Genomic DNA, 12,086 nt, shown 5'->3' on the forward strand with positions numbered 1-12,086 from the left:
GACCGGGCGCGTCTACGCCTCGTCCTGCTCATCCTCCTGGGCGGTGTCCGGGTCGCGCAGCGGAAGCAGCACCCCCTCCGGCCGGGAGGCACGGAAGCTGTAGCGGCCCGGGCAGTTCAGGTCGGCGTGGTTGAGCGGTCGGCGAGAGGCCGCTGCCAGATGTCTATGTATCTCGGTGTTCACGGCGGTCATCCAGCCGCAGAGCGCCGACACAGGGTGCTGAACGACCGGCACCTCCGGCACATACGCGGCTCCTGAACATGCGCGCCTGCCAGTCCCGGGGCCGGACCACGGGTCAGCGGTGCAGGACAGGGGCGAGCAGGCGCAGATCCTCCAATTGCCGGTCGAGTGTCTGGGCGATGGGCTGGACGGCGACGTGGTCGGCACCGGCCCGGTAGTGCGCCCCGATGTGCTCAGCCAGCGTCTCCGGATCGCCCCACGGGACGACCGCGTCGATGAGCGCATCGCTGCCTCCGTCTTCGAAGTCGGAGTCGGTGAAGCCCAGCTCGCGCAGGTTGTTCAGATAGTTGGGGAGGGACAGGTACATGGCCGCGTACGCGCGGGCCGCGGCTCGTGCCCGCTCGGGGTCGGTGTCGACCACCACCGCCTGCTCGGGGGCGAGGAGCGGATCGGGGCCGAGGGTCTCCCGTGCCCTGCGGGTGTGTTCGGGCGTGACAAAGTAGGTGTGCGCACCCTGGCCCCGCGTCGCGGCGAGCTCCAGCATCTTCGGGCGCAATGCGGCGAGCACCCGCGGCACCGGCTCGGACAGCGGGGCATCGGCGGGCGTCGCGTCCATGGCATCGAGGTACGCCCGCATGGTGGACACCGGTTTGCCGTAGTCGTGCCCGCGGCCGCTGACCAGTGGCAGGTGGCTGACGCCGAGACCCAGCACGAAACGGCTTTGCCACGCTTCGCAGAGAGTCCTGGCACCGTTGGCCGCTGCGGTCGCGTCGCGTCCGTAGATGTTGGCGATGCCGGTAGCGATCATCAGGCGCCGGCTCGCGGACAACAGGACGGCGGCATGGGTCAGCGCCTCCTTCCCGGTGGGGCCCTCGGCGAACCACAGCGTCCCGTAACCGAGTTCCTCGATGACGGCGACGGCACGCCGCTCCTCGTCCGCCGTCACGTCGGACAACGACGAGAGCCACACGCCCGTGCGGCCCAGGCCCTGTTTGAAGGCGGGCAGGTCCACGGGAGCAGAAGGGTGAGGGTTTCCTTCAGCCATGCGTGTGTGCTCCTCACTTGTCCTTGCAGGTGCTTGCGAAATGGGAGTCCGATCAGCTCGCGGTGTCCGCTGCATGCGATCGCAAGGCGCCGCAAGGTCCTCGTAGGGGAGCTGCCAGGGTCTTTCGGCCACGCGACGTGCAGGTACCCACAGCGTCGGCCGGGGGAATCTGCACCGGACGGCACCAGCCGGACGCCGATTTTGTGAGCACCTCTCAGTCTGTCCTCGCTGTCCTGGTGCTGCCACGTGAAGTGGGCCCTTTGGTTCTGGCGTCGTGTTCGACAGCGTGCCGCTGCTCGACCCGGCACGCGTACACCCGCAGGTCGGCGGATTCGGAGACGGCATCGGGTTCGGATCCCGCGCCGCGGCAGACAGCGGCAGCCCACACTCGGGGCGACGTGCCGACGGGCTCCGTCGCCCACGCACGGCTCGGCCCCGGCCGGGACAGTCCAACATCACCACCAACGACGTTGAGCCGAACGGTGACGGGCCGGGCGGTCAGGGCTTCAGGCTCATCCCATGGCCCCTTTGGGGCGCACGTCGGCGACACCCCGGCATGGCGGCGAAATGAAGACCCAGGCGAGGTAGCCGATCACCGGTGGTCCTTCACCGTGTCTTCCACGTTCGCTCGGCCTGCCCGGGGTCAGGTGATCATCGGCATGACAAGTCCGGGATTCGGACGCTCACCGTGAGTCACTCTCCCGGGCCGCGAGCGTCGTCCGTCGGCCTGGTGTCCTGTCTTGATGTCATTGGTCCTGGGGGTTGCTGCGCGCCGGCTGCTCCAGGTATTCGGGGCAGTCGGGGTTGTGGCAGGGGCCCGGGGCCCGCACGGGCACGAAGACTCCGAGAGTCTTGTGCCGTCTCATGATGGTGGGGGCCACGGGGTGCTTGCAGACTGGGCACACAAGCAGCCCCTGGGGACCGGTCTCATGCTCGACTTTGCTCATTCTTTAACAATAGGCCGTGTGATCGGAGAAGGAGACAGGACGCGTGCCGCTCATCGTGCGGCATTGATCAGTGCGCCGGTCGGGGCGGGTCCGGCTGCTTGTCCTGCTCAGCATGTTTGCGCCGTCGAGTCCGGGGCTCCCGGTCTCGACGTCCGACCGGGAGGGTGCCTCCTCCTGAGCGGCGGGGGCCGGGGTGGCGGGTCGGCGCAGGCTGAGAGCGGCGGATGCGAACAGTACAACCTTCCCGCGAGACCACCTTCCCGGCGTCGATGCCGGGCATGGTTTCCGGCACGTCACTGACGTTCGTCCCGGCCGGCAGTGACTGCGTGAACGCCGAACTCCTCGGCTCCGGCGGCGCCCGCGTGATGGGAAACGTCATCCAGACACGGTTCCTGCGGATCCCCGACTGTCCGACGGCCGCGGCACTCTCGTTCGTCCTGGCGGCCGAGATTCCCCTCATGGTCCCTTCTGCATCCGCAGGTCCGGGACGGAAGATCTGGTCCAACACCCTTCGTCAACCGGCTCAATCGCCACCTCGTCGTCATCGCGGGACTACTGACCCTCGCCTCTCTTCTCCTGTCTTCTCCTGCCGAACGTCCGGTGCGGCCAGTCCGCCTCGCCCCGTTTCTCATCGACGCCGACACCGAGACAAGAGCGCTCTCCGAACCGAGTGCGCCGACCGGTGGTCGACGAGCCACCCGCTGTGCGAGCCGTCGGCCCACCCGAAGGGGCCCCAAACCGGCACCGCCAAGGTGATGCGCGGCGGCTCGCACATGTCCACGCGTGCTAATGCAACCGCTATGGCATGGCCGCCCGCACGGCCGACACTCCTGACAGCCCGAGCGGCCACACCGGCTTGTGCTGCGTCAAGGACGTGTGAGCGCACGGGCTGCCCGTACCGGTGATGGCCATGCCGAACGAGCGAGCCCACCGCTCATTCGCTGCTCAGGAGATCAACGGTCGGTGGCACGCGGCTGTGCGGCCCGGGGCGACCTCACGCATCGCGGGTGTCTCTGCTGAGCACCGGGCGTCGGCGAGTGGGCAGCGGGTTCGGAAGCGGCAGCCGGAGGGCGGGGCCAGCGGGGACGGCGGGTCGGCGGGGAGCAGGCCGGTGTCGCCGAGGGGGCGGCCTGGTTCGGGGACGGCGGCGAGCAGGGCGGCGGTGTAGGGGTGGGCGGGGGCGGCGAGCACCTCCTCCGTTGGGCCCTGTTCACAGAGCCGGCCGAGCTGTAGCACGGCGACGTCGTCGCTGACCGCCCGCACCACGCCGAGGTCGTGCGAGATGAACAGGCTTGCCAGGCCGCGTTCCTCGGTGAGCCGTCGGAGCAGGTTGAGCACGGTGGCCTGGGCGGAGACGTCCAGTGCGGAGACCGCTTCGTCGGCGATCAGTACGCGGGGTTCGGCGGCGAGCGCCCGGGCAATGGCGACCCGCTGGGCCTGGCCGCCGGAGAGCTGGCCGGGGCGGCGGTCGCCGAACAGGGCGGACGGGAGGCCCACCGCATCCAGCTGTCGTGCGACGACGTCCGCGCGGTCGCGCGCCGGATCCGGGTGGGCGTCAAGCGGTTCGGCAACCAGGTCGCTGACCCGGCGGCGTGGGTTGAGTGAGGAGAGCGGGTCCTGGAAGACCATCTGCATTCGGGGACGCAGCGCGCGCAGTGCGCGGGGCGTGAGGGTGGCGAGGTCGGTGCCGTCGAGGGTGACGGTGCCGGCACTGGGCGGGGGCAGCCGCAGCAGGGCCTTGGCAATGCTGCTCTTGCCTGAGCCGGACTCACCGACCAGGGCAAGGGTGCGGCGCTCGCGCAGGGTCAGGTCGACCTCGCTGACGGCGTGCAGGGGCCCGGATCGGGTGCGGTGGACCACGGAGAGTCCGGTGGCGTGCAGGACGGCGGTCATGCGGCGTTCTCCGACATGGTCAGGGGGAAGTGGCAGCTGGCTGTGTGCCCGGGACCGGCCGGATGGACGGCGGCCGGCGCCATGGTGCAGACGGCCTGGGCGCGCTCGCAGCGCGGCGCGAACGGACAGCCCGCGGCTGGCTGGGAGAGGTCCGGCGGCGAGCCGGGGATGGCCGGCAGAGTGCGCCTCAGTGGTCCGGTGACGCGAGGAACGGAGCGCAGCAGCGCGGCGGTGTACGGGTGGGCGGGGCGTTCGGTGACCACCTCGGTGGGGCCGGTCTCGACGATCCGGCCGCCGTACATGACCGCGATCCGCCGGGCCCGGCCGTAAAGCAGGCCGATGTCGTGGGTGATCAACAGGGTGGCCAGGCCGCGGGTCTCGCGATGGCGGTCGAGCAGGTCGAGGACGGTGCGCTGGACGGTGACGTCGAGGGCGGTGGTGGGTTCGTCGGCGAGCAGCAGGGCGGGGGAACCGGCCAGGGCTGCGGCGATGCCGGCGCGCTGGCGCAGACCGCCGGAAAGCTCATGCGGGTAGGCGCGGGCCCGCCGGGCCGGGTCGGGGACGTCGACGGCTGCGAGGAGTTCGGTGGCTCTTTCGCGGCGGGCGCGGCGTGAGAGCCGGCGCCGGTTGGTGATCGACTCGGTGATCTGGTCGGCGATCCGGATGACGGGGTTGAGCGAGGTCATCGGGTCCTGGTGGACCATCGCGACGCCGGTGCCGAGGAGTTCGGCGCGTCGGTCGGGAGTGGCGGCGAGCAGCTCCTCGCCCTGGAACAGAACCTGCCCGGTGCTGACGACCCGCGTGGTGCGGGGGTGGACGCCGAGGACGGTGCGGGCGAGGACGGACTTGCCGGAGCCCGACTCGCCGACGACGCCGAGACATTCGCCGGCGTCGATGGTGAGGTTGATGCCGTGCAGGATGTGCAACGACCGGCCGTCGGGGGTGTCCAGGGTGGTGTCGAGCGAGCGGACGTCCAGCACCGGGGCGGTCATGCGCGTACTCCCTTCGGTGCGGGCGAACGCAGGTGTTCGCCGAGGTAGTTGAGGGCGAGGACGGTCAGGCAGAGCACGGCGGCTGGGGCGAGTGAGATCCAGGGCGCGCTGCCGAGGGTGGTACGTCCCTCGGCGATGACGCCGCCCCAGGACGGTTCCGGCGGGCGCAGCCCGAAACCGAGGAAGCTGAGCGATCCCTCGGCGACGATGGCGACCGTGGTTGCGGTGAAGGCGAAGGTGAGTGAGGCCGGTGCGACGTGCGGGACGATCTCGCGGCGCAGGATGCGCAGCGGGGCGGTGCCGATCATGCGGGCGGCCTGCACGAAGCCGCGCTCGCTGAGCGCGAGAACGACCGCCCGGACCACGCGGGTGAAGTGCGGAACGGTGAACAGGCCGATCAGGGCGCCGATCACAGGCAGGCTGGGGCCGCGCAGGGACACCATGATCATCACCAGGATCAGCGTGGGTACGGACATCAGCAGGTCGGTGGCGAAGCCGATGGCCTTGTCGACCGGGCCGCGGAACCAGCCGGCGGCGAGGCCGAGTGCGCCACCCCCGATGAGGCCGACGGCGATGGTCAGTGCGGCGACCGCGAAGGAGGCACGGGCGCCGGCGACGGTGCGCTGGAGGACGTCGCGGCCGGAGGCGTCGGTACCCAGCCAGTGGTCCGGGCCGGGCGGGGCGGAGGGGGCGGTGAAATCTCCGTGCAGCGGGTCAAATCCGGGCAACAGGGGCAGCAGCAGCGCGGCGAGTGCGACCACGCCGAGCCAGGCGCCTGCGGCGAGTACGCCCGCCGGGGGCCGCCGCCGGGCCGGACGGGCGGTGCTGGCGGGCTTCGCCAGGGTGGTGTCAGCGGTGGTCATGGGCGATCCTCGGGTCGAGCTTGCGGTACAGCAGGTCCACCGCGAGGGTGGCGGCGACGACGGCGGCGGCGCTGACCACCGTGACGGCCTGGATGACGGGGAAGTCGCGGGCGTTGATGGAGCCCGCAGCGAGACTTCCGACACCCGGTACCCCGAACAGCGTCTCCACCAGCACCGAGCCGCCGAGCGACGTCCCGATGCCGATCCCGATCAGGGTGACCAACGGCAGCGAGGACGGCCGAAGGGCGCGCCGCAGCAGCAGCCGTGCGGTGCCCATGCCGCGGCTGCGGGCGGCGGCTACGTACGTCTGGTCGAGGGTGTCGAGCAGTTGGCCGCGCAGGGTGCGGGTGAAGACGGCGGCCTCGGTGAGGCCGAGGGTGAGCGCGGGCAGCACCAGATGCCTCAGGTTTTCCGCCGGGTCCTCGGTGAACGGCGTCCAGCCGGTGGCGGGCAGGATCCGCAGCTGGACGGCGGCGATCCAGATCAGCAACAGGCCGAGTACGAAGCCGGGTACTGCGAGCCAGACGAACGCCCCCGCGGTGGCGATCCGGTCCACCGGACCGCCGGGCCGCCAGGCCGAGAGCAGGGCCACCGGCAGGGCCAGGCAGAGCGCCACCAGCTGGGCGGCGACGAAGAGTTCGAGCGTGACCGGGATCCGGTCGGCCAGCTCGGTGGTGACCGGGGCACCGGTGCTCAGCGAGTGCCCCAGGTTGCCGTGCAGGGCGTCGCCGAGCCAGCGCCAGGTGGCGGCGAGGACGTTCTCGTCCAGCCCCAGCTTCGCCTCGTACGCGGTGATCTGCTCGGGAGTGGCGGTGGGCCCGAGCGCGGCGACCGCAGGGGATCCGGGCATCAGGTGCGGAAGGGTGAGCGCGGCGAGGGTGACCAGCAGCAGGACGGCGGCCGCGCGGCCGAGCCGCCCGGCGGCGCCGAGAATCCGGGACGTCACTTCTTCACCCACAGGCCGGCCGGGGAGACGTTGATGACGGTCCGCCTGGACAGGTCGGGCAGTCCGCCGACCTCGGCGGAGGCGAGGAAACCGGCCGGACTCTCGGTGAGGAAGAGCATCGGGGCATCCGCGACGATCGCCTTGGCGGCCTCGTTGTAGGCGGCGCCGCGCTTGGCGGCATCCAGCTCGGCGCGTCCGGCCGCGATCGCCTGCTCGGCCTCCGGCTTGCTGTAGCCGGTGAAGTTGTAGGGAGAGCGGGCGGTGTAGAGGCTGTTCAGCGCGGAGTCGGTGTCGCCGAACATGCTCGTGACGAAATCCATCACCTGGAACTTGCGCTGAAACATCGCGGTGCCCAGGCTCGCGGCGTCCATTGGCTTGATGGTCATCTTCACCCCGGCCTCCGCGAACATCTGCTGGAGCACGGTGGCTCGCTGCTGGGCCTCGGGGCGGTTGTCGACCAGGTAGTCGAAGGAGAGGTCCGGGTGGCCGGCCTCTGCGAGCAGGGCGCGGGCCTTCGCCGGGTCGTGGGCCGGGTAGGTTTTCGCGGCGCGGTACGGGGAGCGGGAGCCGATCGGGCCGTCGGAGACCGTTCCCTGGTCGAGGAAGACAACCTTCTCCACGGCCTCGCGGTCGACGGCGTACTGGAGCGCCTGGCGCACACGGGGGTCGTCGAAGGGGGCAACCTTGGTGTTGAACAGGACGGTGGAGGTGGAGCCGGGCCCGGTGGCGGTGCGCAGGCCGTCGCCGGCGGCCTGCTTGAACTGGGCGGGGGTCTCGGTCCAGATCAGGTCGGCGTCGCCGGAGCGCAGGGACTGGTAGCGGCTGTCGGAGTCCGGCAGCACCCGGTAGACAATCTTGTCGGCGTGGCCCTTGGCCCCCCAGTAGGCGGGGTTGCGCGCCACGGTGACCGAGACGCCCGGCTGGACACTCTCCACGGTGTACGGGCCGGATCCGACCGCCGCTCCCTCACCGTTGGGGGTCTCGGAGATGTAGCCGAGCGAGCGGGTGAAGAGGCCGGGGAAGGCGGCGTTGGGCGCCTTGAGGGTGAAGTCGACGGTGGTGGGACCGTTCGCCTTCAGCGCGCCGATGGTCGCCGCGTCGGCCGCGCAGGAGCACTTGCTCTCCGGCTTGGCAAGACGCTTCACGTGGTCGACGACCGCTTGGGCGTCCAGTGGCTTCCCGTCGCTGAACTTCACGCCCTCGCGCAGCTGAAGGGTCCAGCCGGTGGCGTCCGAGTTCGGGGTGAACGACTTGGCCAGGTAGGGCTGCACCACGCCGTTGTCGCCGTTGACCATCAGCGGGTCGTACAGAGCGTTGGCCAGGACCATCATCGGCATCGAGGTCAGCGTGCCGTCGGCCGGGTCGAGCTTGGTGAACGGCCGGTCCAGACCGACCTTGAGGGTTCCACCGTCGACCGCCGGGCCGTCGGCCGCAGCGGCCTTGGCGGGGCCACCGCCGGACACCGCGTCGTCGGATGCCGTGCAGGCGCCGGCGGTCAGGGTTACGGCGAGCGCGCAGGTCGTCGCTGCCAGAACGTACTTGTGCCGCTTCATGGTTCCTCTGGTTCCTCGGATCACAGGGGGAGGACGGCAGACAGGGCTGCCGACGCCCACACCATTTCGGAACTGGCAGTACTGCCAAAAGGCAGTTGTGCAAACTTCCCGTGACCGGCCGCCGAAGACTTGGCGCGCGCCTTGAGCGGGCCTTGCCGGGCATGGTTCGGTACTGCTCGTGGCGGCATACGACCCGTCGTCACGACAACCGCCCGGCGACGGGCACACGATGAGGAGCGGCAGACCGATGCAGGAGACGGGCCCCGTGGCGGAGCCGGGAATGCGCGACCGCAAGAAGGCACGCACCCGCGAGACCATCCGCACGGCGGCGTTGGACCTCTTCGAGGAGCAGGGCTTCGAACGCACCACGGTCGACCAGATCTGCCGCGGGGCCGACGTCGCCCACCGCACCTTCTTCCGCTATTACGCCACCAAAGAGGCCCTGCTCTTCGGCTACGACTTCGGTCAGGTCATCCTCGGCGCCTTCGCCGAGGCACCCGCCGATCTGGGTCTTTGGGATGCGTTCGGCCATGCCGTGACCATCGCCGACGGCCGCCTGGAGGAGCCCGCCGATCACACCACCCGCCGCCGTCGGCTGCGTCGCCGCTTCCTGGAGATCCGCTCCGTCCGCGACTACGCCCTGATCCTGATCGACGACTTCGGACAGCAGGCTGCGGCCATCGCCGGCGAGCGACTCGGCGTCGACCCGCACACGGACCTGCGCCCCCTGGCGCTCGGCGCGATGCTCACGGGAATGATCCGGCGCCACGTGATGATCGACTCCGAGACCGCGCTGCCGGCCACCTGGAGCGAGGCGTACCGGGAAGTCCTGCGCTCCGGCCGCTGACCGGCCCGGGCTGCTGCCGGGAGCCTGCGTATCCGTTCACCTTCTCTTGCACCGCCCTCTCGCACTACCCCCTTCCCTCACACGTTCAGATCCTCCAGAAAGGCCCCTTATGTCCCTGATCAATTTCCGCGACCCCATCCTCGGCGCCGACCCCGAGGGCATGCGGATCCGTCCGGGCCTGCTCTACCGCTCCGCCCAGCCCTTCCCCCACGCCGACCACGCCACGCTCACCCAGCTGGACGACCACGGCATCCGCACCGTCGTCGACCTGCGGGGCATCGCCGAGTGCAAGCCCGCCGACTGGGCCGCCGCCGAGGCTGCGGGGGTCACAGTCATAGCCGCCCGGATGGATCCCACCACCGACACCATCGTGGCGGCTATGCAGACCATGACCACCGCCGCAGATCTCGGCGCCTTCTACCTCCTGCTGGCCGAACAGTCGCCCGCTGCCGTCACCGCCGCGGTCGAAGCCGCCGCGCGCCCCGGCGGTGTCCTGCTGCACTGCGCCGCCGGCAAGGACCGCACCGGCCTGGTCACCGCACTGCTGCTCGACCTGCTCGGCGTGCCTGCCGAGGCGATCGTCGCCGACTACGCCCGCACCGGCGAGGCCTTGCCGCAGATCTGGGCCAACCTTGCCGAGCGCCACCCCGCCGCTCTCAACGACCCCGCCGCCCGTGACGCGGCCCCCGCTCCGCTGCTGGCGGCTCCCGCCGAGGCGATGACCGTCTTCCTCGACCTCATACGTACCCGTCACGGCGGCGGCGCCGCCTTCCTCACCGCCTGCGGGACCACCGCAGACACTCTGGCCGCCTTCCGCTCCAAGACCTCCAAGGAGGCCATCGCATGCTGACGCTGCGCCACCACGACGGCACACCGTTCCGCGACCTCAACCACAACGGCACCATGGAGCCCTACGAGGACCCCCGGCTGCCGGTCGAGGAACGTGCCGAGGACCTGGTGAGCCGGATGACCCTCGCCGAGAAGGCCGCCCTGATGTGCCACGGGCGGATGTTCGCCGGGAACGCCCGTCCGGCCCTGCCCGGTGCAACGGTCCCGTCCGGCGTCGAACTGATCACCGAACGGGGCCTCACCACCTTCGCCATGATGGCCGTCCCCGACGCCCGCACGATGGCCGAGTGGAACAACCATGTCCAGGATCTCGCCGCAGCCGAACGCCTCGGCATCCCTGTCACCCTCTCCTCCGACCCCCGGCACGGCTTCACCGCCAACCCCGCCACCGCGCACATCGGCGGCGGCTTCAGCGCGGGCCCCGAGCCGATCGGCCTCGCCGCGACCGACGACCCCGCACTGGTCGAGGAGTACGCCGCCCTGATCGGCCGGGAACTGCGCGCCGTCGGGATCCGGGTCGCCCTCCACCCGATGGCCGACCTCGCCACCGAACCGCGATGGGCCCGTATCAGCGGCACCTTCGGTGAGGACGCCGATCGCGCGTGCCGGATGATCGCCGCCTACATCCGCGGACTCCAGGGGGAGCGGATCGGGCCGGACAGCATCGCCTGCATGACCAAGCACTTCCCCGGCGGCGGCCCCCAGGCACATGGCGAAGACTCACACTTCGCCGCCGGCCGTCGACTCGTCTACCCCGGCGGCGCGTTCGAGCACCACCTGCGCCCCTTCGAGGCCGCCTTCGAGGCCGGCACGGCGCAGATCATGCCCGCGTACGCAATCCCCTCGGGGACGGGCCTGTCCGAGGTCGGCGCCAACTTCAACCGGGACGTCATCACCGGCCTGCTGCGCGGCCGGTACGGCTTCGACGGGGTCGTCTGCACCGACTTCAACGCCATCACCGGCAACGTCATCCCCGGCATCACCACCCTGCCGCCGCGCCACTGGGGCGTCGAGGAGCTGTCGGTGGCCGAGCAGGTCGTGCTGACCCTGGACGCAGGCGCCGACCAGCTCGGCGGCGAGACCGACCCCGCACTGATCCTGACCGCCGTCCGCTCCGGCGCGGTCAGCGAGGCACGTATCGACGAGTCGGCCCGCCGCATTCTGCGTGACAAGTTCCGTCTCGGCCTCTTCGACGACCCGTACGTCGACCCCGACGCTGCCACCGAACGAGTCGGCGCTCCGGCCGGCGTCGAACTCGGCCGCCGGGTCCAGCAGCGGTCACTGGTCCACCTCGCCGGGCAGCCGGTCGCCGGGCAGCGGCTGTACACAGAGGGAATCGATCCCGCCGTCGCCGCCCGCTACGGCACCGTCGTGGAGCGGGCCGAGGACGCGGACGCCGCAATTGTCCGGATCGCCGCACCGTACGACAAGCGGGAGGGTTTCATGGAGCAGTTCTTCCACAGCGGCTCCCTGGAATTCCCACAGGAGGATTCGGAGCGTCTGCGCTCCCTCGCCGCCACTGTGCCCACCTGCTTCGCCGTCCACCTCGACCGCCCCGCCGTCCTTACCCCGCTCGCCGACCACGCGGCCCTCCTCATCGGCGAGTTCGGCGCCGACGACGACCTCGTACTCGACGCGGCCCTCGGGAAGGCGGCGATACCCGGATCCCTCCCGTTCGACCTCCCCTCCTCCATGGCCGCCGTCGAGGCCGCCCGCGAGGACGTGCCCTTCGACACCCACGCCCCGCTGTTCCGCTGCGGCCACCCGACAGCCCGGTGAGCCACGCCCCCGCTGCGGGTGGCACCGCTTCGGCACCACCCGCAGCGGGGCTGGCCCGGGGGGGGGCCCCGGGGCGCCCCACCGCGCGAAATCGGCCCGGCCGCGTAACCTCGCACCCACCCAACCCCCCCCCATAATCGGGGCCCCCCGCCCCCGGGGGCCCCCCCGCCCCCCCCCCCCCCGCAGCAAAAA

The 12,086-nt window shown here is 71.1% G+C and carries 10 protein-coding genes and 1 pseudogene; 4 read left to right on the forward strand and 7 right to left on the reverse strand.

Translation table 11 applies throughout. From position 1 onward, the window contains the following. Positions 1–12: 12 nt before the first annotated feature. Positions 13–243 carry a hypothetical protein gene (locus ACFVYE_RS15635; protein ID WP_389605883.1) on the reverse strand — a complete coding sequence of 77 codons (231 nt, stop codon included), beginning with the start codon at positions 241–243 and terminating at the stop codon, positions 13–15. 52 nt (positions 244–295) lie between these two features. Next, complete coding sequence (locus tag ACFVYE_RS15640) at positions 296–1,225, reverse strand: TIGR03620 family F420-dependent LLM class oxidoreductase (RefSeq protein ID WP_383959179.1); 930 nt, start codon at positions 1,223–1,225, stop codon at positions 296–298. A gap of 1,192 nt (positions 1,226–2,417) precedes the next feature. On the opposite strand from ACFVYE_RS15640, the pseudogene ACFVYE_RS15645 reads away from it, so the two are divergent. Beyond that, a pseudogene (locus ACFVYE_RS15645) lies at positions 2,418–2,731 on the forward strand (hypothetical protein); the annotation flags it as partial. Positions 2,732–3,117: 386 nt separating this feature from the next. Here ACFVYE_RS15645 and ACFVYE_RS15650 read toward each other — a convergent pair. Genes ACFVYE_RS15650 through ACFVYE_RS15670 form a run of 5 tightly spaced genes read right to left on the reverse strand, consistent with a single transcriptional unit; the run spans position 3,118 to position 8,419 of the window. Continuing rightward, positions 3,118–4,065, reverse strand: coding sequence for an ABC transporter ATP-binding protein (locus ACFVYE_RS15650; RefSeq protein WP_383959177.1), 948 nt, complete (start codon positions 4,063–4,065; stop codon positions 3,118–3,120). After that, complete coding sequence (locus tag ACFVYE_RS15655) at positions 4,062–5,057, reverse strand: ABC transporter ATP-binding protein (RefSeq protein WP_383959175.1); 996 nt, start codon at positions 5,055–5,057, stop codon at positions 4,062–4,064. Before ACFVYE_RS15655 ends, ACFVYE_RS15650 begins: the two co-directional genes overlap by 4 nt. After that, complete coding sequence (locus ACFVYE_RS15660; RefSeq protein WP_383959173.1) at positions 5,054–5,920, reverse strand: ABC transporter permease; 867 nt, start codon at positions 5,918–5,920, stop codon at positions 5,054–5,056. The genes ACFVYE_RS15655 and ACFVYE_RS15660 overlap by 4 nt, the downstream gene beginning before the upstream one ends. Beyond that, positions 5,907–6,866, reverse strand: a complete 960-nt coding sequence (locus tag ACFVYE_RS15665; RefSeq protein ID WP_383959171.1) for an ABC transporter permease — start codon at positions 6,864–6,866, stop codon at positions 5,907–5,909. The genes ACFVYE_RS15660 and ACFVYE_RS15665 overlap by 14 nt, the downstream gene beginning before the upstream one ends. Further along, positions 6,863–8,419, reverse strand: a complete 1,557-nt coding sequence (locus ACFVYE_RS15670; protein ID WP_383959170.1) for an ABC transporter substrate-binding protein — start codon at positions 8,417–8,419, stop codon at positions 6,863–6,865. The genes ACFVYE_RS15665 and ACFVYE_RS15670 overlap by 4 nt, the downstream gene beginning before the upstream one ends. 247 nt (positions 8,420–8,666) lie before the next feature. Between ACFVYE_RS15670 and ACFVYE_RS15675 the strand changes: the two genes are divergently transcribed. The 3 genes from ACFVYE_RS15675 to ACFVYE_RS15685 all read left to right on the forward strand — a co-directional run bounded on the left by ACFVYE_RS15675 (position 8,667) and on the right by ACFVYE_RS15685 (position 11,894). Continuing rightward, positions 8,667–9,266 (forward strand): TetR family transcriptional regulator, encoded by a 600-nt coding sequence (locus ACFVYE_RS15675; protein WP_383959168.1) that lies wholly within the window; start codon positions 8,667–8,669, stop codon positions 9,264–9,266. Between the two features lie 109 nt (positions 9,267–9,375). Beyond that, complete coding sequence (locus tag ACFVYE_RS15680) at positions 9,376–10,116, forward strand: tyrosine-protein phosphatase (protein WP_383959166.1); 741 nt, start codon at positions 9,376–9,378, stop codon at positions 10,114–10,116. Next, positions 10,110–11,894 (forward strand): glycoside hydrolase family 3 protein, encoded by a 1,785-nt coding sequence (locus ACFVYE_RS15685; protein WP_389605888.1) that lies wholly within the window; start codon positions 10,110–10,112, stop codon positions 11,892–11,894. Before ACFVYE_RS15680 ends, ACFVYE_RS15685 begins: the two co-directional genes overlap by 7 nt. Positions 11,895–12,086 lie beyond the last annotated feature (192 nt).

Source organism: Streptomyces sp. NPDC058239, from assembly GCF_042882185.1.
Taxonomy (GTDB): Bacteria; Actinomycetota; Actinomycetes; order Streptomycetales; family Streptomycetaceae; genus Streptomyces.

What these genes read in the sequence shown, in the direction of transcription:
- ACFVYE_RS15680 (WP_383959166.1), top strand. Translation starts at nt 9,376, where the DNA reads ATGTCCCTGATCAATTTCCGCGACCCCATCCTCGGCGCCGACCCCGAG.
- ACFVYE_RS15685 (WP_389605888.1), top strand. Translation starts at nt 10,110, where the DNA reads ATGCTGACGCTGCGCCACCACGACGGCACACCGTTCCGCGACCTCAAC.
- ACFVYE_RS15670 (WP_383959170.1), bottom strand. Translation starts at nt 8,419, where the DNA reads ATGAAGCGGCACAAGTACGTTCTGGCAGCGACGACCTGCGCGCTCGCC.
- ACFVYE_RS15650 (WP_383959177.1), bottom strand. Translation starts at nt 4,065, where the DNA reads ATGACCGCCGTCCTGCACGCCACCGGACTCTCCGTGGTCCACCGCACC.
- ACFVYE_RS15640 (WP_383959179.1), bottom strand. Translation starts at nt 1,225, where the DNA reads ATGGCTGAAGGAAACCCTCACCCTTCTGCTCCCGTGGACCTGCCCGCC.
- ACFVYE_RS15660 (WP_383959173.1), bottom strand. Translation starts at nt 5,920, where the DNA reads ATGACCACCGCTGACACCACCCTGGCGAAGCCCGCCAGCACCGCCCGT.
- ACFVYE_RS15655 (WP_383959175.1), bottom strand. Translation starts at nt 5,057, where the DNA reads ATGACCGCCCCGGTGCTGGACGTCCGCTCGCTCGACACCACCCTGGAC.
- ACFVYE_RS15675 (WP_383959168.1), top strand. Translation starts at nt 8,667, where the DNA reads ATGCAGGAGACGGGCCCCGTGGCGGAGCCGGGAATGCGCGACCGCAAG.